Origin of the sequence: Enterobacter sp. UNJFSC 003, assembly GCF_036903355.1 — a bacterium.
GTDB lineage: Bacteria > Pseudomonadota > Gammaproteobacteria > Enterobacterales > Enterobacteriaceae > Enterobacter.
In genome coordinates this window covers 51,158-74,969 of sequence record NZ_JBAKHK010000005.1, presented here as the reverse complement: position 1 = coordinate 74,969, position 23,812 = coordinate 51,158, and the positions used below count along the sequence as shown (strand labels likewise).

20 protein-coding genes are annotated in these 23,812 nt (G+C 55.1%); 10 read left to right on the top strand and 10 right to left on the bottom strand.

All coding sequences use genetic code 11. The annotated features are described in order from the left end of the window. Positions 1-40 precede the first annotated feature (40 nt). Positions 41-862: a serine O-acetyltransferase gene (gene cysE / locus V5P19_RS14165; RefSeq protein WP_008502718.1), complete on the top strand. Its 822-nt coding sequence runs from the start codon at positions 41-43 to the stop codon at positions 860-862. On the opposite strand, the gene trmL is transcribed toward cysE, so the two are convergent. The 5 genes from trmL to lldP form a co-directional block, all read right to left on the bottom strand. Next, the gene (trmL, locus tag V5P19_RS14160; RefSeq protein ID WP_334404302.1) at positions 859-1,332 is read right to left on the bottom strand and encodes a tRNA (uridine(34)/cytosine(34)/5-carboxymethylaminomethyluridine(34)-2'-O)-methyltransferase TrmL; all 474 of its coding nucleotides are present in this window, start codon (positions 1,330-1,332) and stop codon (positions 859-861) included. The genes cysE and trmL overlap by 4 nt on opposite strands. Positions 1,333-1,377: 45 nt before the next feature. Further along, a complete protein-coding gene (locus V5P19_RS14155; protein WP_334404300.1) occupies positions 1,378-2,718 on the bottom strand; it encodes an aromatic acid/H+ symport family MFS transporter in 1,341 nt (446 codons plus the stop codon). 182 nt (positions 2,719-2,900) lie between these two features. Beyond that, a complete protein-coding gene (gene lldD / locus V5P19_RS14150; RefSeq protein WP_334404298.1) occupies positions 2,901-4,088 on the bottom strand; it encodes an FMN-dependent L-lactate dehydrogenase LldD in 1,188 nt (395 codons plus the stop codon). Then, complete coding sequence (gene lldR, locus V5P19_RS14145) at positions 4,085-4,858, bottom strand: transcriptional regulator LldR (RefSeq protein WP_334404296.1); 774 nt, start codon at positions 4,856-4,858, stop codon at positions 4,085-4,087. Before lldR ends, lldD begins: the two co-directional genes overlap by 4 nt. Beyond that, on the bottom strand, positions 4,855-6,510 hold the full coding sequence (gene lldP / locus V5P19_RS14140; protein WP_334404295.1) for an L-lactate permease: 1,656 nt from the start codon (positions 6,508-6,510) through the stop codon (positions 4,855-4,857). Before lldP ends, lldR begins: the two co-directional genes overlap by 4 nt. A gap of 1,102 nt (positions 6,511-7,612) precedes the next feature. Between lldP and V5P19_RS14135 the strand changes: the two genes are divergently transcribed. The 4 genes from V5P19_RS14135 to V5P19_RS14120 are packed head-to-tail and all read left to right on the top strand — an operon-like array spanning position 7,613 to position 12,490. Further along, positions 7,613-8,194, top strand: coding sequence for a fimbrial protein (locus V5P19_RS14135; protein ID WP_334404293.1), 582 nt, complete (start codon positions 7,613-7,615; stop codon positions 8,192-8,194). Positions 8,195-8,226: 32 nt separating this feature from the next. Continuing rightward, entirely contained in the window at positions 8,227-8,901 is a 675-nt protein-coding gene (locus tag V5P19_RS14130; protein WP_334404291.1) for a molecular chaperone, read from the top strand. Position 8,902: 1 nt separating this feature from the next. Then, entirely contained in the window at positions 8,903-11,386 is a 2,484-nt protein-coding gene (locus V5P19_RS14125; RefSeq protein WP_334404289.1) for a fimbria/pilus outer membrane usher protein, read from the top strand. 9 nt (positions 11,387-11,395) lie between these two features. Beyond that, a complete protein-coding gene (locus tag V5P19_RS14120) occupies positions 11,396-12,490 on the top strand; it encodes a fimbrial protein (protein WP_334404288.1) in 1,095 nt (364 codons plus the stop codon). A gap of 32 nt (positions 12,491-12,522) precedes the next feature. On the opposite strand, the gene V5P19_RS14115 is transcribed toward V5P19_RS14120, so the two are convergent. From V5P19_RS14115 to V5P19_RS14100, 4 genes are all read right to left on the bottom strand, one after another. Then, positions 12,523-12,885 (bottom strand): YibL family ribosome-associated protein, encoded by a 363-nt coding sequence (locus V5P19_RS14115; protein ID WP_334404287.1) that lies wholly within the window; start codon positions 12,883-12,885, stop codon positions 12,523-12,525. 57 nt (positions 12,886-12,942) lie between these two features. Further along, the gene (gene mtlR / locus V5P19_RS14110) at positions 12,943-13,533 is read right to left on the bottom strand and encodes a mannitol operon repressor MtlR (RefSeq protein ID WP_334404285.1); all 591 of its coding nucleotides are present in this window, start codon (positions 13,531-13,533) and stop codon (positions 12,943-12,945) included. Beyond that, the gene (gene mtlD, locus V5P19_RS14105; protein WP_334404283.1) at positions 13,530-14,678 is read right to left on the bottom strand and encodes a mannitol-1-phosphate 5-dehydrogenase; all 1,149 of its coding nucleotides are present in this window, start codon (positions 14,676-14,678) and stop codon (positions 13,530-13,532) included. Before mtlD ends, mtlR begins: the two co-directional genes overlap by 4 nt. A gap of 104 nt (positions 14,679-14,782) precedes the next feature. Next, the gene (locus tag V5P19_RS14100; protein WP_334404281.1) at positions 14,783-16,690 is read right to left on the bottom strand and encodes a PTS mannitol transporter subunit IICBA; all 1,908 of its coding nucleotides are present in this window, start codon (positions 16,688-16,690) and stop codon (positions 14,783-14,785) included. Positions 16,691-17,352: 662 nt separating this feature from the next. On the opposite strand from V5P19_RS14100, the gene V5P19_RS14095 reads away from it, so the two are divergent. The 5 genes from V5P19_RS14095 to selB all read left to right on the top strand — a co-directional run bounded on the left by V5P19_RS14095 (position 17,353) and on the right by selB (position 22,873). Further along, complete coding sequence (locus V5P19_RS14095) at positions 17,353-17,709, top strand: DUF3302 domain-containing protein (protein WP_334404279.1); 357 nt, start codon at positions 17,353-17,355, stop codon at positions 17,707-17,709. Between the two features lie 2 nt (positions 17,710-17,711). Next, the gene (locus V5P19_RS14090) at positions 17,712-18,848 is read left to right on the top strand and encodes an HlyD family secretion protein (RefSeq protein WP_334404277.1); all 1,137 of its coding nucleotides are present in this window, start codon (positions 17,712-17,714) and stop codon (positions 18,846-18,848) included. 91 nt (positions 18,849-18,939) lie between these two features. After that, entirely contained in the window at positions 18,940-19,548 is a 609-nt protein-coding gene (locus V5P19_RS14085; RefSeq protein WP_334404275.1) for a glutathione S-transferase, read from the top strand. Positions 19,549-19,652: 104 nt separating this feature from the next. Further along, the gene (gene selA, locus V5P19_RS14080; RefSeq protein ID WP_334404273.1) at positions 19,653-21,038 is read left to right on the top strand and encodes an L-seryl-tRNA(Sec) selenium transferase; all 1,386 of its coding nucleotides are present in this window, start codon (positions 19,653-19,655) and stop codon (positions 21,036-21,038) included. After that, positions 21,035-22,873 (top strand): selenocysteine-specific translation elongation factor, encoded by a 1,839-nt coding sequence (selB, locus tag V5P19_RS14075; RefSeq protein ID WP_334404271.1) that lies wholly within the window; start codon positions 21,035-21,037, stop codon positions 22,871-22,873. Before selA ends, selB begins: the two co-directional genes overlap by 4 nt. 4 nt (positions 22,874-22,877) lie before the next feature. Here selB and V5P19_RS14070 read toward each other — a convergent pair whose 3' ends face one another. Further along, positions 22,878-23,762: an ROK family protein gene (locus V5P19_RS14070; RefSeq protein ID WP_334404269.1), complete on the bottom strand. Its 885-nt coding sequence runs from the start codon at positions 23,760-23,762 to the stop codon at positions 22,878-22,880. Between the last annotated feature and the right edge of the window lie 50 nt (positions 23,763-23,812).

The window sequence follows — 23,812 nt, the reverse complement described above, 5'->3', positions numbered from 1 at the left end:
AAGAACTGGCCGGTCATTAACATATCGTCTGGAGTAAGCAATGCCGTGTGAAGAACTGGATATCGTCTGGAACAATATTAAAGCCGAAGCCCGGGCGTTGGCCGACTGCGAGCCTATGCTGGCCAGCTTCTACCACGCGACGCTACTCAAGCACGAAAACCTCGGCAGCGCCCTGAGCTATATGCTCGCTAACAAACTGGCCTCCTCAATCATGCCCGCTATCGCCATTCGAGAAGTGGTGGAAGAGGCCTATGCTGCCGACCCGGAAATGATTGCCTCCGCCGCCTGTGATATCCAGGCCGTGCGCACGCGCGATCCGGCGGTGGATAAGTATTCGACGCCGCTGCTGTACCTGAAGGGCTTCCACGCCTTACAGGCCTACCGCATCGGCCACTGGTTATGGAATGAGGGCCGCCGCGCGTTGGCTATCTTCCTGCAAAACCAGGTCTCAGTGACCTTCCAGGTCGACATCCATCCGGCGGCCAAAATCGGCCGGGGGATCATGCTCGACCACGCCACCGGTATTGTTGTCGGTGAAACGGCGGTTATCGAAGATGACGTATCTATTCTGCAGTCGGTGACGCTGGGCGGTACCGGCAAAACCAGCGGCGATCGTCATCCGAAAATTCGTGAAGGGGTAATGATTGGCGCGGGTGCCAAGATCCTCGGCAACATCGAAGTAGGGCGTGGGGCGAAGATTGGCGCGGGTTCGGTTGTGTTACAGCCTGTGCCGCCGCATACCACCGCCGCTGGCGTACCGGCGCGTATTGTCGGCAAACCAGACAGCGATAAACCGTCGATGGACATGGATCAGCATTTCAACGGCATTCACCACACGTTCGAGTACGGTGACGGCATTTAATTTCTGAGAATGGCACCCGGGTAACCCAGCTGGCGCCAGGCTTCATACACCACCACCGACACCGCATTCGACAGATTCATGCTGCGGCTGTCCGGCATCATTGGAATGCGAATTTTCTGTTCAGCAGGCAGGGCATCCAGAATGGTGGCTGGCAGGCCGCGCGTCTCCGGGCCAAACATCAGATAGTCGCCGTCCTGATAGCTTACGGCGCTGTGCGCTGGCGTGCCTTTGGTGGTCAGGGCGAACATGCGCTGCGGTTTTTCGGCTTCCAGAAACGCGGCGTAATCGTGATGGCGTACCACGGCAGTAAATTCGTGGTAATCCAACCCCGCACGGCGCAGGCGTTTATCGTCCCACGTAAAGCCCATAGGCTCGATGATGTGCAGGCGAAAACCGGTATTGGCGCACAGGCGGATGATGTTGCCGGTATTAGGTGGAATTTCTGGTTCGAATAAAACGATGTTAAGCATGCTGCCCCCTTAATTGCGCGGGCAGCATAGCAGAAATAGCCGGTACTACGCGACGCCGAGATCCTGCGAGCGGCAGCGCAGCATTTTGTAGACGATTGCCGCTGAGGCGACCAGTGCGGGCAGGCTGAGGATCATCAAAATACTGTCTGCCTGCCACTGCATCGAGATAAGCTGCGCGCTGGTCATGGTTCCCGCTACGCCGCCAAAGCGGCCGATCCCCTGCATCCAGGCGATGCCCGTTGCTCGACATTCGGTAGGATAGAAGGTGGCTGCCAGCGTTTGCATACCCGATTGCGCACCGTTCATCGCGATCCCCATAATGAATATCAACCCGCCAAAGAGAACGATATGGTTATGCTCAATGCCGAGTAAAAGGATGAGCACCATGGTCAGGGCAAAACCGCCTGCCACCACTTTGTGCGCCTCCCAGCGGTCCATCATCCAGCCAGCGAGAAGAATGCCTGCGGTGCCGCCAAAGGTGAAAAGCGAGGTCAGCCATGCGGATTCCGCAAGAGGATAACCCATCCCCAACATCAGCGTCGGCATCCAGCTAAGCAGCACATAGTAAATGACCAGCCCCATAAAATAGGTCACCCATAGCATCAGGGTGCCGGACAACCAGGACGCAGAGAACAGCTGCGCCACGCTGCCTTTCTTCGACGCGACTTTCTCTTCCGCGAGGAAAAATCCGGTGACGTTGGCCAGCGTGCTGCGGGAGAAACGGCTGACAATATGGCGGACCTGCAACATGTCTTTCCCGCGCTGTACCAGATACTTCACCGACTCCGGCAAAAGCAGCGCCAGCAGCAGCGTGAGAATCAACGGGGCAATGGCGCCAGTCAGCAGCACGCTTCTCCAGCCATATTGAGGGATAAGCCACGACGATATGACCCCGCCGCCCGCCGCGCCCAGAGGGAAGCCACAGTACATGGTATTAATGGCCATGGCGCGACAGCGTTTGGGCGCGAATTCCGAGATGAGCGTGATGGCGTTAGGCATGGCGGCACCCAGCCCCAGGCCTGTCAGAAACCGCCACAGCGTCAGGGTGTTGAGGCTTTGCGCCCAAGCGGTCCCGAGGCTTGCAAGGCCAAAGAACAGGCAAGAAAACACCAGCACGCGTTTGCGCCCAACTCGGTCCGATACCGGGCCGGCGATCAGTGCGCCCAGAGAGAGCCCGAGCAGAGCGGCGCTCAACACCGGCCCCAGATCCTGCTTGTGTATGCCCCATTCTGCCGACAGAGTAGGCGCAATGTAGCCCATTGCGGCCGTATCAAAACCATCTATCGCCAAAACCAGAAAGCCCAGAACAATGAGTAGCCAGTGAAACCGTGAAAAGGGACTGTCATCGATCACCTGCTGAATATCCACCCGACCTGAATACGTCATACGCTCCCCTCTGATGTGATGTTGTTTTTGTGTTCTTGTATTTGCTTGTATATACAATTGCGTGCGGCGGGGGTATGTCAAATTTTCTTGTCCAATATGTTACCTAGATGTTATTTGCGACAAAAAAAAGCGCCCGATGGAAGATCGGACGCAGGGTTAACGTGGGTGAAGAGGGTGGGGGATTAGGCTGCATCTCCCTGGGCAAGCGGTGCCAGTGCCGCAGGAAGTTTACCCAACTCCTGGACCAGCGAATCCTGGCTAATTTCGCTAATCGACTTCGCGCCGGTTAGCGTCATTGCTACCTTCATCTCTTTCTCGATCAGGTTCAGCAGATTTTCCACGCCCGCCTGACCGTGGGTGGCGAGGGCATACAGATAAGCGCGGCCCAACAGCACGCTGTCTGCTCCCAGCGCGATCATCCGCACAACGTCCAGCCCGCTGCGAATACCGCTGTCGGCGAGGATTGCGATATCACCTTTTACCGCATCGGCAATCGCTGGCAATGCGCGTGCAGACGAGAGTACGCCGTCGAGCTGGCGTCCGCCGTGGTTAGAAACCACGATGCCGTCTGCACCAAAGCGTACGGCATCGCGGGCATCTTCCGGATCGAGGATCCCCTTGATCACCATCGGGCCGTCCCAGAATTCCCGGATCCACTCCAGGTCTTTCCAGGAAATAGAGGGATCGAAATTATTCGCCAGCCAGCCGATGTAATCTTCCAGCTCGGTCGGTTTACCGAGGTAAGCCGAGATATTCCCCAAGTCGTGAGGACGACCGTTCACGCCCACATCCCACGCCCACTGTGGATGGGTCACCGCCTGCCAGTAACGGCGCAGGGCGGCATTTGGGCCGCTCATGCCGGAGTGAGCATCACGGTAGCGCGCTCCTGGAGTCGGCATGTCGACGGTGAAGACCAGCGTTGAGCAGCCCGCCGCTTTTGCGCGCTCCAGCGCATTACGCATAAAGCCGCGATCGCGCAGGACGTAGAGCTGGAACCACATTGGACGCTGGAGCGTGGGGGCCACTTCTTCAATTGGGCAAACGGACACGGTGGAAAGGGTAAACGGGATCCCTTTGGCATCCGCCGCTGCGGCTGCCTGCACTTCACCGCGGCGAGCATACATGCCGCACAGACCAACCGGAGCGAGGGCCACCGGCATGGAGAGCGTTTCATTAAACAGCGTTGTCTCAAGGCTCAGGTCGGACATATTCTTCAGCACGCGCTGGCGCAAAGCCACATTCGAGAGGTCTTCCACGTTACGACTCAGGGTGTGTTCTGCATATGCTCCGCCGTCGATGTAGTGGAACAGAAATGGCGGCAAAATGCGCTGCGCCGCGGCGCGATAGTCACTGGCTGCTGAAATGATCATGCTTTGTTCTCCCTGGAAATATCACTGTCGCCAGGCAGGCGGGTAATACGCGCCTGTCGGGCCTGATCTTCATCGAATCGTTTAATGGTGGTATGGACGAAGCCCAGATGCGCCATCATCGCTTTGCGCGCGGCATCGGCATCCCCGGCCAGAATGGCGTTGAGCACCGCTTCGTGCTGTTCGGTCAGTTGAGCAAACACCGGCGGGACAAGATACATGCGCTGGCGGCTTTGCTTCACGGAGGATTGCAGCAGGTCGAAGAAACCGCGCATGGTCTGGAGCAGGACCACGTTGTGCGAGGCTTCGGCGATCGCAAGGTGAAAGCGCACGTCGGCCTGGGAGGCGATGTCCGGGTCGCTGCTTTGGGTGGCCTCAAAGCAGGTTTTGAGTTTTTCCTTGTCAGCCTCTGTTGCCCGCATCGCCGCGTGCCAGGCGGTGCTGGTTTCAATGGCGTGACGTGCTTCGAGAATATCGAAGCTGTAGTCCGGATCGTTTTCCATCAGCGTTTTAAGCGGCTGAACGATGTTTTGCTCGGACCAGTCATCATGCTGCCAGCGGACAAAGGTGCCGCCGCCGCGACGACTCAGCAGCACTCCTTCGTTGATCAGCGTCGCCAGCGCCTCGCGCAGTGAGTTACGCGATACGCCAAGCTGGGCGGCAAGCTGGCGTTCAGCGGGCAATTTCATGCCCGCCTCCAGCTGTTGTTCTTCAATCAGCGCCCGCACGCGAGAGGCTATCTCGTCGGACAGGCGTCTGGGCATCACTATCATGGAATCATCCAGGTTAAGACATAGGCCTGCAGTGTGGTGATCACCCCCACCATGCAGGTAAATATCAGGCTGTGTTTAACGGTAAAGCGGAACAGATCCGACTCTTTCCCCACCAGTCCCACCGCCGCACAGGCAATGGCGATGGATTGCGGCGAAATCATCTTGCCAGTCACGCCGCCGGTCGTGTTGGCCGCCACGAGCAGCACGTCTGATACGCCGATTTGCTGCGCGGCGGTAGCCTGTAGGGCGGCAAACAGGGCGTTAGAGGACGTATCTGAACCGGTCAGGAACACCCCCAGCCAGCCGAGGAACGGCGAGAAGAAGGTAAATGCGTGGCCGGTATGGGCCAGCGCCAGTGCCAGCGTTGACGACAGGCCGGAATAGTTCGAGATAAATGCGAACGCCAGCACCATGCCGATGGAGTAGATTGGCAGCATTAGCTCTTTAATCGTCGCTGCGAATGTCTGGACAGCGGCGGCGGGTTTCATGCGCAGCCACACGACGGAAAGGATCGCGGCAAACAGGATTGCCGTACCGGTTGCTGAGAACCAGTCGAACTTGAACACCGCGGCATAGGGCGTGGCCTCGTGTACGACTGGCGGCATGCGCGCGACCATTTTGTCGAGGAACGGCACCGAGATGTTAATCACCATGTCGTACAGCGCGCCGCCCGGGGCGAACAGGGCTTTGAACGGTGGAATGCTCCACAGCGTAACGGTTGCCGTCAGGAACAGAAACGGTGACCATGCGCGGACAACCTGGCCAGCGGTGTAGCCCGTGCGTGCCAGGGTCTGATCCACATGCGAGGCACCCATATCGGCAAAACGGAAGATGCGTACCGGCTGCCAGCGCTTCAGGAACAGCGTCAGGCAGACCAACGACACCAGGGAGGAGATAATGTCCGGCAGCTCAGGGCCGAGGAAGTTAGAACTGAGATACTGGGCTATCGCGAACGAGCCGCCGGCGACCATTACCGCAGGCCAGGTCTCTTTGACACCGCGCCAGCCGTCCATAATCGCCATGATCCAGAACAGCACGATAATGGTCAGGAACGGCAGCTGACGGCCAACCATCTGGCCAATCTCAAAGCTGTCCAGCCCGGTGACCTGTCCGGCCACCAGAATCGGGATGCCCATTGCGCCAAACGCCACTGGCGCAGTGTTGACGATCAGGCACAGACCCGCTGCATACAATGGGTTAAAGCCCAGGCCAACCAGCAGCGCGGCGGTGATCGCCACGGGAGCACCAAAACCGGCAGCCCCCTCCAGAAACGCCCCAAAGGAAAAGCCGACAATCAGCATCTGCAGGCGCTGGTCCGGCGTAATGGAAAGAATCGACGAGCGGATAATGTCGAACTGCCCGGTTTTGACCGAGATTTTGTAAACAAAGACCGCCGCAATGATGATCCATGCTATTGGCCACAGGCCATAGAAGAAGCCGTAGACGACAGAGGCAAGGGCGCGATCGACCGGCATGTTGTAGAAGAACAGCGCGACCATCAGGGCAATAGCGACGGTATACGTCGCCGCAAGGTAGCCCTTCAGCTTGAGCTTAATCAGCGCAAAGAAGAAGAACAGGATCGGCAGCGATGCGATTAGGCTCGACAGCCAGATATTTCCGGCCGGGTCGTAGTTTTGTTGCCAGAGGCTCATGCAGGTCTCCTGAGGACCACACAATCTGCACTGCGGATGAGTCTCCGCTCATCTCTGCGTCACAGATTGTGTAAAGGTGGTCCTGCCAATGTTGTGTTGTAGGGTTAATGACAATGAATAGTTAATCAATTGTTGCGTGCGAGCAATGGTTTTGTAATCTTGTAGTGCAAAAATGTGAACATCTGATGGCTTTTGCACAGAGTTGGTAGGACCAATCCTGGCGAGAGTGGTGACGTGTCGTCACGGGGGAGAGTCGATAGGAAATGAAGAGGTTACAGAATTTTTTACACGAAACGAGGAGTTAATAATGATGTGGAAAATTGTAGATTATCTTATATTATGTAAATCGCTTATGATTTTCTCGTTATTTTTGAGTTATACAATAATATTCTGTTTGTATGTGAAACCGTCTTTTTTTCAAAAAATAATTTTTTTTAGTTAAAAATGCGAAATCTAACATGTAGCAAAAAATTTTAATTAAGGTAAATTTCACATATGGCTTTTAACATACTATTACAAACGATCAATTGCTGATCAGTGAGCATTTATTCTGAATTCCTTCTTTTTTTTAGAATAAAGACAAAGAATATCTTTAATATCTTGAAAATTATTCTGGAAATGTTTTGAAAAAAATTGATCAAACATTGATCAATCTCTCATTTTTTAGTTTCAGAGTGAAATTAAACACCGGTTGATTATTTTCAATGCACGCTAAAGTGAGTTAAATTTGTGAATATTTTGTAAACTGAAATACTTATATTACTCTGGCTACTTCACCTTGAGGTCGTAGACGTTAAAAGGTAAATGATTTACTATTTATACAGATGCAGTATTTTGATGAGTTGAATTTTATTATATTCATCATGCGCAGATTATTAATTTCAGCCTGTCGGTATCCCTCCTTATTATTGGGTAGATAGCACTTGGCGGGGCTGAATACATGGATTGTCACATTGGGATGGACTCTGTTTTATTCTATGAGGTCGCGTCTCCAACTCTATATGCCCTCAAAGGGTGACGCCTTTCGATTCCTTATAGTTGTTAGATAACCTGGTACAACATATCTATATCTGTTTAATTTACAGAGGAAAGGTCATTTCAAATGAAAATCAAAAATGTGGCGTTAGCTATTGCAGCGACGGGCTTGCTTTTATCTGCCCAACCGGTTTTGGCAGGCAGTCATTCTGGCGTAGATACGTCCCTGGATACAGGTGCTGGCTCGCAGAGCACCGGCGGTGTGATCAATTTCACCGGTAAAATTACGCTTATTTCGTGCGATATTACGCCTGCATCTAAAAGTAAAACGGTTGATCTCGGCGCATGGGCGAAAAACTACTTTGACGAGCACAGCGAAACGACCCCGCGTGAATTTAAAATCAACGTGGAAAATTGTCCGCCTGCGGTTGAGTCGGTCGCTGTGCTGTTTGACGGAACCAAAGACACGGTTAACGATACGCTGCTGCAGGTCACGCCGGGTGATGATATGGCAAAGGGCGTTGGCGTTAAGCTCTACAACAGCAATCGCACCACGTCGATTAAACCGGGTACGGTATCTGAAACAACCGCGCCGGATAATGATGGTAATGCAGAATTAACGTTCTACGCTGCACTGTCTAAAGATGGCACCGAAATTGCCGCAGGCGATGTGAATGCCGTTTCCAACTTCCTGATGGTTTATAACTGATCTTCTTAATTTAGCCACCTCCAGAGATAATAGTGATGAAGCGTTTGTCGTATATTATGCTCACTGCATTGATGATTAATTCTGCGTCAGCTTTCGCTGGCGTTGTAATGGGCGGTACACGGATTGTCTACCCTCAAAACAGCAAGGAGGTGGCATTTTCTGTTGCGAACAAGGAAAGCGCCACCCCCTATCTTATTCAGTCGTGGGTTGAGGGTGACAGACAAACAGAACCGCACGCCGCACCTTTTATTGTTACGCCTCCGCTATTTCGCCTCGACCCGGATCAAACGAATACGTTGCGTATTCAATATACCGGCACGCCGCTACCTACCGATCGCGAATCGGTTTTTTGGCTCGATATTAAAGCTATTGCGCCAAAGCCCAAAGAGAGCAGCAACGAATTACAAATAAACGTCAAATCGAAATTTAAAATTTTCTACCGTCCCGAGAATCTGAAAGGTAATGCGGCGACGGCCTGGCAAGAAATTAAATTTACGCGCACGGCAAAAGGGTTGAAAGCGACCAACCCGACGCCCTATTACGTCTCCTTTTTCCATCTACGCGTAGCAGGACATGATATCGAGCAGCCGGGAATGATTGGCCCGGGAGAGTCCCGCGAGTGGCCCGTGACGGCTAACGGAAGCGTCAGCTGGTCAGCGATTAATGATTTTGGCGCCATCACCTCCACCCAGTCTCAACCGCTTTAAGATGATGGCCATTCGCCTGCTTCGCTACGCACCGATACCCGTGCTGTTGTTTGGCTTCAGCCGCACGGGGTTAGCAGAGGATTATTTCGATCCCGCCGCGCTGGAACTCTCTTCTTCTGAACAGAAAACGGCGGATCTGCACTATTTCTCCCAGAAGGGCGGCCAGATGCCGGGTACCTGGACCGTGACGCTTGAGATCAACGGGCGTGAGGAGCGACGGGAGGAGATGACCTTCGTCGCCGGGAAGGACGGCCTGCAGCCTGTTTTTACCGTCACGTTGCTGGAAGCGCTCGGCGTGAATATCAGCGCGATCCCGGCTTTCTCGCGGCTACATGAGGGAGAGACGTTTACCTGCCTCTCCGATTTTATACCGGCTGCCCGAGCCTCTTATGATTTCAACCAGCAGCGTCTTTACATCAGCCTGCCGCAGGCGGCGATGAAAAATCGTAGCCGCGGCTACGTTCCGCCCTCGCAGTGGGATGACGGTATTGCGGCCGCGTTTGTTGATTACAGTCTGTCGGGGGCGTCGGCCCATCGGCAAACTGGAGATAACACCTCAAGCTACCTCAGCCTGCGTAACGGTGTGAACCTGGGGCCGTGGCGGCTGCGCAACACCTCAGCCTGGAGCCATAGCGACGACGGTGGGGACAGTTTTCAGTCACAAAATACCTGGCTGACGCGCGATATCCGCAGCCTTAACAGCCAGCTGCGTGTGGGTGATGCCTGGACCGCCGGCGATGTGTTCGATAGCGTCGCGTTTCGCGGGGTTCAGCTTGCCTCCAGCGACAGTATGTTACCCGATAGCCAGCGCGGCTTTGCCCCAACCATCCGCGGCGTCGCCCACAGCTTTGCCAAAGTTTCCATTTCGCAAAACGGCTATGTGATTTATGAAACCTGGGTTGCTGCCGGGCCGTTTGTGATTAACGATCTTTTTCCCGGCGCGCAGAGCGGCGATTTACAGGTGACCGTCACGGAAAGCGATGGCTCGAAGCGTGTTTTTACCCAGCCCTTCTCCGCCGTGCCATTTATGCGGCGTCAGGGCAGTGTTAAATACAGCCTGAACGCTGGACGCTTTCATTCCGGCTCCGGGGATACCCGTGCGCCTGATTTTGTCGAAGGTGCTTTCTTTTACGGCATCGCCTCCCAGACAACGGTCTACGGGGGTATCCGTGGGGCGGATAACTATCAGGCCGCCGCGTTAGGGATAGGTCAGGGGTTTGGCGTATTTGGCTCGCTGGGCATTGACGATACGGTGGCAAAAAGTCGTTTGCCTGACGGCAAACGGGCGATAGGGCAGGCGTGGCGGATCCAATACCAGAAGGATTTTAGCGCCACCGGAACCGCATTTAATCTGGCGAGCTATCGCTATGCATCACGTAACTATTATGAATTTAGCGAGCTGAACCAGTCCGACAGCGCGCAGCTACGCCTCAATAACCGCCGCAGCCGCTCGCAGATCACCTTCTCCCAGACGCTCGGCCAGCTCGGCAGCCTCAGCGTTTCTGCCTGGATGCAGGACTACTGGCATACCAACGGACAGGACAAAACCATCCATGTGGGCTGGTACTCAAGCTGGCGGGGTATCTCTTGGGGGATGGGGTATTACTACACCGATTCCGCCCTTGAACGTAACCCTGAGCGTACCCTGTCGTTTAACATCACTGTTCCTCTGAACGCATGGCTGCCGGGCAGCTCGGTCAGCTATTTCACCAACCACAACAACCGTGGGATGTCGACTCAACAGATGTCGCTCAACGGCACCGCGTTGGCAAACCGCAACCTCAATTACAGCGTTCAACAGAGCGTCGCCAGCGGGGGGCAAAACGATAGCACCAGCCTGGCGATGCAATACAACGGCGGATACGGAAACGTCAGCCTCGGCTATGACCACAGCCGCAGCGGCAATAATATGAGCCTGGGGTTAGCCGGGGGCGTCATCGCTACGCAGTATGGCGTCACGCTTAGCCAGCCATTGGGGGACACCGTCGCTCTGCTGCGGGTGCCTGGGGCGGCAAACGTCGAGCCGGAAGGATACAACGGCATACATACCGACAGCCGCGGCTATGCGGTAATGCCCTCCCTCTCAGCCTATCGCAAGAATACCGTCAATCTCGATACCGCAACGCTTGGCGAAAATGCCGACGTTGAACAGAGCGGATTAACGCTGATCCCCACCAGCGGCGCGGTGGTGCTGGCAAATTACAAAACGCATATCGGCTATCGCGTGCTGTTTTCACTGCGCTATCGCGGCAAGCCGCTGCCGTTTGGCGCGCAGGTCGAAGTAGTAGAGCAGAACCGCAGCGCCGCAAACCGGAGTATGGTCGCTGACGGCGGTCAGGCCTACGTGAGTGGGGTTCCAGAGCGTGGTACGCTTCGCGCGAGCTGGTACGAGGACGGGAAGCAGCGTCAATGTCAGTCATCTTTCAAACTTGGGACGTCCCATATGGCGCCCGGTATCGCCACGCTCGCGCTTGAGTGCCATTAGAGGAATATCATGCGTCATATGTTGAAATGGATTATTTACCTGGGCATGCTTTCGCTGTTTGGCATGATGAGCTTTCACGCCCATGCGCACACTTCACCCTGCCGCACCACGCGCGAACAATGGGTCGTTCAGGTACCTTACGCCATCGGTTTTTCCCCCGGCACAGCGGACTGGACGCCTATCTCTGCGCCGATACAGTCCACCGGCGAAAATTTCTACAGCTGTGAGGGAGGGAATGACGGCTGGCGCAGCATTGGCTTTATCGAAATGGATAATCCCGTCGGCAGCGTGGTCGGTGAGGATGGCGCGTCGCGTCATGTCTATAAAACGCAGATCGACGGCATCGGTTACGCGCTGGGGTTTCGCGAGCAGCAATACTGCGGTGCGGACGCGGTGCGTTACATTGACGGCACGAGTCCAATGAGCGGCAATGAGTCCCGGCGCATTTGCGATGCGTCGCAAGACCCTGCGTTTGCCCGCGCCACAACGTACAAGCTGCAGTTCTACGTTGTGTTCTACAAAATACCCACCACAAATGCCATGCCTAACGATAACGCCAACTCGCAGGAGCAAAACACGGGGTCGATAGTGTTGCAAGCGGGCGACAGCGAGGCGAGCGCGACGAACGTGGCAACGCCAGTTCAGATCCATCTCGCCAGCTTTACGGTCCGGCGCACCAGCTGCCTGGTCAGCTCTCGCAGCATTCTCGTCCCCCTGGGTACGGTGAGCCAAAATGAGTTTCACGGCATCGGCTCGCGCGCTGGAAGTGGACGCTTCAGTATCCCGGTCACGTGTGAAAATAACACGGCGGTGAAGATGGGGTTCTTTGGCGATACGACGCCCGCGAATACGCAAGCGCTGGCGCTGACGAAGCAGCAGGATAGCGCCAGCGGTGTCGGAATTGAGCTGGTTTATGGGGATAATACCGGATCGGTACAGGGGCAGACGGTTCAGTGGAATACGCCACAGGCACCGGTACTGGGGCAGGTGGGCGACAACCAAACAGTAACCTTTGGGTTCGAGGCGCGCTACATCCAGACGGAAGAAAAGGTATCGGCGGGGAAAGCGGACGCGATGGCGACCTTTAACCTGATTTACAACTAAGCATCCCCTGCCGTGGCGGCAGGGGCACGCATTTAGAATGCCGTCTTACTAAAACCCGTCATCTCTTTCAGGCCCATTTCGCGGCCGAGTTCGGTCATCGGGTGCACCACGACCAGGCCGCGGACGCTTTTCTTCAGCTTGCCCATGTCGGCCTGTTCTTTCTTGGTGATGGCGCGACGGTGCGGCATGTCCATCAGCTTCTGTGCTTCTTTGCTCAGTTTCTGACCTTTCACTTCGCGAAGACGCTCAATTTCAGATTCGAGCGTTGCCGCTTCTTTCTCCAGTTCCGCAAACTTTTCTGCGGATTCAACCAGGGAAAGACCTGCCATCTGGTGGCGGATGAGATCCAGGCGATCGCTCAGGCGTTTAATTTCGTTCTTTTCGACTTCTTTCATGACAAATAACTCTAAATCGGGGGAATTTACTGCAAGGATACACCAATGCGCGCGGGCTTACTTCTGAAACGCTTTTTTTAAGCTGATTCGGGAAATCAGCTCAGTCAGGGAAAGGACCATAGTGGAACGGACAACCTGTTGATAACGCAGCTTTTGCATGGCATATAGCTCGGGATCGCTGTTATCAAAATGGGGAGCAGGGGGAAGGGCGGCCACGCAGTGCAGTTCGCCGAAGGGACCCAGAATTTCGTCATCGGTAAACGTATATTCATTACCGTCATGATTTAACTCTTCCCGCAGCGCCATCAGCAGCTCAGCGTCTTCATATTCAGGCCTGCTCAACACGCCAAGCCCGTAAATCAGCTTCAGACGCACCGATAAATCGCCCAGCGGTCCGTCTCCGTCCAGTAACGGTTCTACAGCATATTTTACCGCGTAGTCGTCTTTGCGAAACACCTGAAGCACCAGAATGTTCACTGCCTCGGTCAGTAACTCGACGGCAGCAATCAGGAAGCTTCGTACGGTTTTGCCAGCATTCAGACGCTCAAGCACACGATTTTCAAAGGCCTGGGTTTGTTCCATTATTGCCTGCATATCTGACAATCTGTAATTGGGGCGCAGGCTAACCTGCGCCGCACTCTGCATCATTTGGTTGCGTTGTATGCGTTAACCGCCTCCACAACCACGTTACTGTTGGCATCCAGACCGGAAATCTGCGCCAGCGCAGCCTGCGGGCCTTCATCGTCAATCAGCTGTGCCAGCTCCTGCGCCTGTGGATCCTGCTCGCTGCGGTAATGCATGGCGGCGGCAATCCCTTTCACCAGGTTGGCGTGCGGCAGGCCGTATTCCAGCGTGCCCAGCAGCGGCTTAATCAGTCGATCGCCCGCGCTCAGTTTGCGCAATGGCTGACGACCCACGCGCTCAACGTCATCTTTCAGATACGGGTTTTCAAAGCGACCGAGGATTTTCTGAATGTATGCTGCGTGTTTGTCAGCCTCGAAACCGTAGCGTTTGATCAGCACCGCGCCGCTCTCTTCCATTGCCCCTTTTACCACCGCGCGGATTTTCTCATCGAGGATCGCGTCACGAATGGTCTGATGACCGGCCAATTTTCCGAGGTACGCGGTTATAGCATGACCCGTGTTCAGCGTGAAGAGTTTACGTTCGACAAATGCCATCAGGTTATCCGTTAATTCCATGCCTGGAATGGTCGGCAGCGCGCCTTTAAACTGAGTTTTATCGACGATCCACTCGCTGAAGGTTTCGACGGTCACTTCCAGCGGATCGTGGGTCGCAGATTCTGACGGAGGAACGATACGGTCAACGGCGGAGTCCACGAAACCAACGTGTGCTTCCACCCAAGCTTTGTCTTCGTCCGCCACGGCGGCCAGAACGTGGCCCTTCAGCTGCGTGGTGCCGCGCACCATATTCTCACAGGCGATGATGTTCAGCGGGGTATCGTTCCCCTGAGCTTTACGTTTTGCCAGACCTTTTGCTACCGCAGGAGCGATGCGTTCTAACACCACCGGGCCTACCGCCGTGGTCACCAGGTCTACGCTGGCGATCAGGTCGATCACGTCGTCGCCAATGCTGCTCACCGCGTTCACGCCCGACACGGTTTCAACCTGCTCGTTTTCGCCCACCACGTGGACCTGATAGCTATGACGGGCATTGAGGGCATCAAGGACTACCTGATTCACATCGGCGAATGTCAGGGTAATGCCCGCGTCTGCCAGCAGTTTGCCGATAAAGCCACGACCGATATTACCAGCGCCAAAATGTAATGCTTTCATAGTATTAACCTTTTCAATGTTTTTACCCGAGAGGGCTGGGGTGAGGATCCGCCTAACTTTCCCCTCACCCTAGCCCTCTCCCCACAGGGGAGAGGGAAGAGAACTTACTTGTTCAGCAGCGCCAGCACTTCTTCCACGCTGGTGGTGTTGGCCAGACGCTCGATGACGGTTTCATCATCCAGGGCATTGGTCAGGCTGGTAATCACCTGAATGTGCTCGTTGTTGCGAGCGGCGATACCAATTACCAGACGGGCGATGTCGTCTTCTTCTTCACCGAAGCGAACGCCATCAGGATACTGGCAGAACACCACGCCGGTTTTCAGCACGCGGTCTTTTGCTTCAACCGTACCGTGCGGAACCGCAATGGATTCACCCAGGTAGGTTGGCGTCAGTTTTTCACGCTCCAGCATAGCATCGACGTATTCAGGCTGAACGTAGCCGCCCTTCACCAACTGCTCACCGGCAAAGCGAATCGCTTCTTCTTTGTGAGTCGCGGTTCGACCCAGGAAGATGTTCTCCGCGCCCAGACGGAACAGGTGGCTGTCGTTGGCGTCAAAGCTGTCTTTCAGGCTGTCGCGCACTTTCACTTCGTTGTCTTCATGACGCTGCGCCGCGACCAGACGCTCGGTGAGGCTGGTGTACAGGCCGCTGTCCAGGAAGTTGGTCAGGGAAATATGCTGCGCCTGAGGAACCTGACGCATCGCGCGTTCGGTCAGATCGCGGTGGGTAATCACCAGGTCAACATCCGGTGGCAGGCTGTTAATTGCGCTGTTGGTCACGGAGATGTTGGTCAGACCCGCATCCTGCACTTTCTTACGCAGCACGCCTGCACCCATTGCGCTGGAGCCCATACCGGCATCACAGGCAACGATGATTTTACGCACGTGACTCAGGTCGTTAGAGACGTCGCCCGCCGCCAGCGGGGTCGCGCCTTTGGATTCCGCTTTCATATCGTGCATACGACGGGTCGCTGCTTCGATATTGTCTTCTTCTTTGACTTTGCTGGTTTTCAGCAGGATAGCAGAGACAACGAAGGAGACCGCCATTGCCGCACAGATAGCGGCGATATTAGCGAAGTAGGCACCTTTCGGGGTCATGGCCAGTACCGCCAGGATGGACCCCGGGGAGGCAGGAGAAACCAGACCACCGCCCAGCACGCTCAGGGTGAACACACCGGTCATACCGCCGAGAATAACGGCCAGGATCAGGCGTGGGTTCATCAGCACGTATGGGAAGTAAATTTCGTGGATACCGCCCAGGAAGTGAATGATAGCTGCACCGCCCGCAGACTGTTTTGCGCTGCCGCGACCAAAGAACATGTACGCCAGCAGAACGCCCATACCTGGACCTGGGTTTGCTTCAATCAGGAAGAAGATGGATTTGCCGAGGTCATGAGACTGCTGAATCCCCAGCGGTGAGAAAATACCGTGGTTGATGGCGTTATTAAGGAACAGGATTTTCGCCGGTTCAACAAAGATAGACGCCAGCGGCAGCATGTCGTGTGCCACCATGAAGTTAACGCCCGCTGCCAGAATTTTGGACAGCACTTCAACCGCAGGACCAATGCCGAGGAAGGCCAGAATCGCGAGGATCATCCCGATGATGCCGGCAGAGAAGTTGTTCACCAGCATTTCGAAACCGGATTTGATTTTGCCATCAACCCAGACGTCGAATTTCTTAATTGCCCAGCCGCCCAGAGGACCGGCAATCATGGCACCGAGGAACATCGGCATATCCGCACCGACGATCACACCCATGGTGGTGATAGCCCCCACGACGCCACCACGGTCACCGCCAACCAGACGACCACCGGTAAAACCGATGAGCAGCGGCAGTAGATAGGTAATCATTGGGCCAACAAGTTTTGCCAGCGTTTCGTTAGGCAACCACCCTGTCGGAATGAACAATGCAGTGATGATACCCCACGCGATAAACGCGCCGATATTTGGCATCACCATGTTGCTGAGGAAACGACCAAAGCTTTGAACTTTGATCTTGAAATCGGATGACATAAAACACCCCTTCTTATGTTTACGCTTAGGCTTACGGCCCGAGGTTTATCGTTAATGTGCGGCGGCAGAGGTAGCCGGGCCCTGTTCTGATGCTGTGAAATCTGGCACTGAATCGTTCAACTGTCCAGACAACGAAAATTTGTGTGATCGTAATCACGTAAATGTAGGGGGTGTGACGTTTAATGAAGTGATCTTCATCACAAACTATGCGTCTAAAAAAAATACAATGGGTAAAATTAAAGCAAAGCGCAGGTCTTTTTGTGATGAGTATCACATTTGGTTGTCGTGAGTTTGTTTCTGGATTGTGATTGAATTCACAAAATATTTTTATGCAGATTTCTCCAGATGCGGTCGTTAGCAAAGTTTGCTGAAGGGCCCAATGCCTGGATGTCCGCTGACAACACGTTACGTTAAAAAATCACTTTTAATACGTGGTATGGCGAAAAGTAAGAACCTGGATTACGCTCATATTGTAAGGATAAGTCTATTATTATTCAGGATATATTTTGACACGTTTATAAACTTGCATGGAGATATTATAAAAAACGATACTCCCCGGCTGTTAAATAATAAACACGCACCTCTTTTTAAAAAATTAATTAATTAGGCTGCGTATCGTTTAATTCAATTAATAAGTTGACATTGTTTTAAGTGAGGCGAATATGTTTCTCAACTATTTTGCGCTGGGCGTATTGATTTTTGTATTTCTGGTTCTGTTTTACGGAATCATCGCTATTCACGACATTCCTTATAATATGGCTAAAAAGCGAAACCATCCGCATGCCGATGCGATTCACACGGCGGGATGGATCAGCCTGTTTACGCTCCATGCTATTTGGCCGTTTCTGTGGATTTGGGCAACGCTGTACAGGGAAGACCGGGGTTGGGGTATGCAAAACCACATCTCCACGCCTGATGAGGTGCCCGGCATGAACGCGTTAACCAAACGCGTCACCGAACTCGAACAAAAACTGGCTGCGGTGCCGCCCGCTGCTGATAAGAATGTGCTGGAGCGCTAATCATGGATCTGTTAATTATTTTAACCTATGTAGCGTTTGCCTGGGCCATCTTTAAAATATTCCGTATTCCGGTCAACCAATGGACGCTCGCTACCGCAACGTTGGGTGGTGTATTTATTGTTGCTGGACTTATTTTATTGATGAACTATAACCACCCGTACACTTTTACGGCGCAAAAAGCCGTTATTTCAATTCCTATTACGCCACAGGTAACTGGCGTGGTCAGCGAAGTGACGGATAAAAATAACCAGCTTATTAAAAAAGGCGAAGTGTTATTTAAGCTCGACCCAGGCCGCTATCAGGCGCGCGTCGACAGATTGCAGGCCGATCTTGTGACGGCAACGCATAATATTCAGGTGCTGAAAGCGCAGCTCTCGGAAGCCGTAGCCAATACCACGCGCGTCTCTGCTGAACGCGATCGCCTGTACAAAGACTATCAACGCTACCTGAAAGGCAGTCAGGCTAAGGTTAACCCGTTCTCTGAAAGCGATATCGACAACGCGCGGCAGAACTATCTGGCTCAGGATGCCTTGGTAAAAGGCTCTGTTGCCGAACAGACGCAGATCCAAAGCCAGTTGGACAGCATGGTTAACGGCGAACAGTCGCAGATTGCCTCTTTACGCGCCCAGCTTGCCGAAGCCAAATACAACCTCGATCAGACCGTGGTACGCGCGCCAAGCAATGGGTATATCACCCAAGTGCTGATTCGTCCGGGGACTTACGCCGCCGCGCTGCCTCTGCGTCCGGTCATGGTCTTTATTCCGGAACAGAAACGTCAAATTGTTGCTCAGTTCCGTCAGAACTCGTTGCTGCGCCTGAAGCCGGGTGACGAAGCGGAAGTGGTGTTCAACGCGCTGCCAGGACAAGTGTTCTCGGGTAAGCTCACCAGCATCCTGCCGGTAGTGCCGGGTGGGTCGTATCAGGCGCAGGGCGCGTTGCAATCTTTGACGGTGGTTCCGGGCTCGGATGGCGTGATTGGGACGATTGAGCTGGATCCAAATGCTGATGTGGATGCACTGCCGGACGGTATCTATGCTCAGGTGGCGGTCTATTCCGATCACTTCGCCCACGTTTCGGTGATGCGTAAAGTGCTGCTGCGTATGACCAGCTGGATGCATTACCTCTACCTCGATCACTAACCCCTCCAGGGCAGGAATGCGACACGCATCCCTGCCCTTTTTTCAGCGCTTGATCCATACTGACCTCTTTGCGGGCATTCAGGAGCAGGCAATGAAACTCATCGGCAGCTATACCAGTCCCTTCGTGCGTAAAATCTCGATTCTCCTGTTGGAGAAGGGGATAGAGTTTGAATTCGTCAATGAACAGCCTTACAACGCCGAGAACGGGGTTGCGCAGTATAACCCGTTGGGAAAAGTCCCGGCGTTGGTCACGGACGAGGGGGAATACTGGTTTGATTCTCCGATTATTGCGGAGTATATCGAGCTGCTCGGCGTTGCCCCGGCCATGATGCCGGCCGAACCGAAAGCGGCGCTGGCGGTGAAGCAAATTGAAGCGCTGGCCGATGGCATCATGGATGCGGCGTTAACCTCAGTGCGTGAGCAGGCAAGACCCGTCGCGCAGCAATCGGAAAACGAGCTGTTGCGCCAGCGCGAAAAAATCAGCCGCAGCCTGGACATGTGCGAGCAACTTATCCGGGAGGGTAAGATCCAACCCGATAGCCTGAACCTGGCGACGATTGCTATCGCCTGCGCCATTGGTTATCTCAACTTTCGTCATGTCTCTCCCGGCTGGTGCGTCGATCGTCCGCTGCTGGTGAAACTTGCCGAGACGCTTTTCCAGCGCGAGAGCTTTGCCCGCACTGAACCGCCAAAGGCTTGACGCAGGTATATAACACTTCGTGGCCGGAGGCGGTACAATTCCTCCATATGTTAACTCCCTCTCCCGTCGGGAGGGGGGAAGATATCCACTCGCCAGGCGTATTCATGACTACTCATCACTCCCTGTACAGCCAAATTCCTGCCACCGATCGTCTCCTGCGTGAGCCCCAGCTTCTTACCGCGCTGGAACGGTTCGGCCATACCGCGACGGTCGATATGCTCCGTTTGCTTCAGGACGAAGCCCGGGCCTCTATTCAGGCAGAAAACGCGTTGCCCGGCTGGTGCACGGCGTGGGAAATGGAGGTCGTAAAACGGTTGGCTGACAAAACTCAAAGCGCGTTGCGATCGGTCATTAACCTGACGGGAACCGTCCTGCATACCAATCTGGGGCGCGCGCAGCAGGCGGAAGAGGCGGTCACTGCCGTCGCGCAGGCCATGCGAACACCCGTGACGCTGGAATACGATCTGGATGGCGCGGGGCGTGGGCACCGCGATCGGGCCCTGGCGGACATGCTCTGTCAGCTCACCGGCGCAGAAGATGCCTGTATCGTGAATAACAACGCGGCGGCGGTACTGTTGATGCTGGCGGCTACCGCCAGCGGTAGAGAGGTTGTCGTCTCTCGCGGCGAGCTGGTGGAGATCGGCGGCGCGTTTCGTATTCCTGATGTCATGCGTCAGGCGGGCTGTACCCTGCATGAAGTGGGTACGACCAACCGGACTCATGCCAAAGATTATCGCGCGGCAGCAAATGAAAACACCGCGCTGCTGATGAAGGTTCACACCAGCAATTACCATATTGAAGGCTTTACCAAAACGGTTGAAGAGGCAGAGCTGGCGGCAATCGGCCGCGAGTTGAATATCCCGGTGATTGCCGATCTCGGCAGCGGCTCGCTGGTGGACTTGAGCCAGTACGGGCTGCCAAAAGAGCCTCTGGTGCAGGAGATGATTGCGGCGGGCGTGAGCCTGGTGAGCTTCTCCGGCGACAAACTGCTGGGCGGGCCGCAGGCGGGAATTATTGTTGGTAAACGCGCGCTGATTACGCAGCTGCAGCAGCATCCGCTCAAGCGCGCCCTGCGTGCGGATAAAATGACCCTTGCCGCGCTGGACGCGACGCTGCGGCTCTATCTTCACCCGGAAAAACTGGCCGAGCGCCTGCCAACGCTGCGTTTGTTAACCCGCGATGCCGCCTCGATTCGCGCTCAGGGTGAATTGCTGCAGCCGCTGGTGGCCCCAGGTTATCCCGATTTTGACGTGCGTATCGAACCTTGCCAGTCGCAGATTGGCAGCGGCTCGCTGCCGGTAGACCGGCTGCCAAGCGAAGCGCTGACGTTCACGCCGCGTGACGGGCGCGGTAGCCAGCTTGACGCGCTTTCAGCCCGCTGGCGAGCCTTGCCAACACCGATTATCGGGCGTATATACGACGGCCGAATGTGGTTAGATCTACGCTGTCTTGAAGATGAAGAGCGGTTTCTGGAGATGCTGTTGAAATGATTATTGCCACCGCCGGTCATGTCGACCATGGAAAAACCACCTTATTGCAGGCCATTACCGGCGTGAATGCCGATCGCCTGCCGGAAGAGAAAAAGCGCGGCATGACCATCGATTTGGGTTATGCCTACTGGCCGCAGTCCGATGGTCGCGTGCTGGGCTTTATCGACGTGCCGGGGCACGAAAAATTTCTTTCCAATATGCTGGCGGGGGTCGGAGGTATCGATCATGCCCTGCTGGTGGTGGCATGCGATGACGGCGTGATGGCGCAAACGCGTGAACATCTGGCAATACTGCAGCTGACGGGCAATCCACCGCTCACCGTTGCGCTGACCAAAGCCGACCGCGTGGACGACGCGCGTGTTAAAGCCGTTCGCGACTCGGTGCAGGCCACGTTGCGTGAATACGGTTTTGCCGATGCGCCGCTGTTCGTCACCGTGGCAACAGAAGGGCGCGGTATTGACGCCCTGCGCGGTCATTTGCAGCGGCTGACGTCACGCGAACACGCGAGCCATCATCGCTTCCGTCTGGCCATTGACCGGGCGTTTACCGTTAAAGGCGCCGGGCTGGTGGTGACAGGTACCGCGCTGAGTGGTGAAGTCAACGTAGGCGATACGCTGTGGCTGACGGGGGTCAACAAACCGATGCGCGTGCGTGGATTGCACGCGCAAAATCAGCCCGTTGAGCATGCCCATGCCGGGCAACGCATCGCGCTGAATATTGTCGGCGACGCTGAAAAAGAGCGGCTTAATCGCGGCGACTGGCTGTTAGCCGATGCGCCGCCAGAACCTGCTGAACGGGTGATTGTCTCGCTACAGACGCACGCTCCGCTTACTCAGTGGCAGCCGCTGCATATCCACCACGCAGCCAGCCATATCACCGGCCGCGTGTCGCTGTTGGAAAATAACCTCGCAGAGCTGGTGTTCGATTCCCCGCTCTGGCTTGCCGATAATGACCGGCTGGTTCTGCGCGATATCTCTGCCCGTGAAACCTTGGCCGGGGCGCGCGTGGTAACGCTCAATCCGCCGCGTCGTGGCAAGCGTAAGCCAGAGTATCTCCAGTGGCTGGCAGCGCTGGAACAGGCTCGTGATGATAAGGCCGCCCTGCTGGTGCATCTCGATCGCGGAGCGGTGAATCTGGTTGATTTTGCATGGGCTCGTCAGCTCAGCGGTGAAGGCTTATATCAGCTGACCCAAGAACCCGGTTTTATTCAGGCCGGTCATAGCCTGCTCAATGCGCCGGTTGCGGCGAGCTGGCAGCGCAAAGTGCTGAACACGCTCGCCATCTACCATGAACAGCATCAGGATGAGCCTGGCCCGGGGCGTGAGCGGCTGCGACGTATGGCATTGCCGATGGAAGACGATGCCCTGGTGCTGTTGCTGTTTGAGAACATGCGCGAAAGTGGCGTGATAAAAAGCCACCACGGCTGGCTGCATCTGCCCGATCACAAAGCCGGGTTTACGGCGGAACAAGAGGCGGTCTGGCAAAAAGTGGCGCCGTTATTTAGCGATGAGCCGTGGTGGGTGCGCGATCTTGCGCGCGAGACGAATACCGACGAGCAGGTGATGCGCCAGGTATTGCGTCATGCCGCGCAGCAGGGGCTGATAGTTGCGATCGTTAAAGATCGTTATTACCGCAACGATCGCATTGTGGCGTTTGCTAACCTGATCCGCGAGCTGGATCAGGAACGGGGTTCGACCTGTGCGGCTGACTTCCGCGATCGGTTGAACGTCGGCCGCAAGCTGGCGATCCAGATCCTGGAATATTTTAACCGCATCGGTTTTACCCGCCGTCGTGGCAATGACCATGTGCTGCGCGACGCGCAGCTATTCCCGTAGGGCGTTAAGCGCTGCGCGCCTGCTTCTGTCTGGCCAGCCAGACTGCGCCCAGTCTTCCCGCCTGATTACCCAGTTCACAGGGGAGAATGGGAACTTTCAGCGCCTCCCACTCCTCGAAGCGCTGTAAATACTTATCGAGCAGGAGATAGATTTTCTCCTGCTCGCTTATACCGCCGCCTATCAGTACCACCTGCGGATCAAACATGGATATCACGCTGTAGACCCCGCGCGATAAAAAATGCGCCCACTCCTCAATGGCTTCGCGCAGGTGCACATCGCTTTCCATGCGCTTGAACAGCTCCTCGCCGTGAGGCATTTCGTCTTCTGAAAGCCGCAGCGCGCGGCTACAGGCTTTCATCAGGCCGCGGGTAGAGGCAACTTCGTGCATGCATTCGCCGTTATTCCCGACGGGAAGCACGCCAAATTCCCCCGCCCGATAGTGCGAACCGCGATACAGATCGCCGTCCATGACGATCCCTCCTCCGATGCCGGTCCCGATGGTGATACAAACAAAATTTTCATAGTCTTTGCCCGCGCCTCGCCAACGCTCACCCAACGCCGCGCAGTTAGCATCGTTTTCCGCCGTGACGGGAAGATCGGTGAGCTCACCAAAAAGTGCGCACAGGTTTTCGCCATCAAGGTACTCAAGCGCGCCCGCTTTTGCTGCTTCGCCGGTATGGTGGTTGATATGGCCGGGAAAACTTACGCCGATACCTACGATGTCATACTCTTTTCGATAGTCTTCGACGACCGCTTTCCATTTCTGTTTAAACGTCTCTTTATCGTCCGGGGTGTCGTACTCGTCCGTCGTCAGCTCCTGACCGTTCTCATCCATCACGCCATGTTTTATGTGCGTTCCACCCACGTCAAAGCCGATCAATAGCTGCATCGCATCGTTCCTCATGAGATCTGTCGCTGTTAAGTATGGCTCAGCGGCAG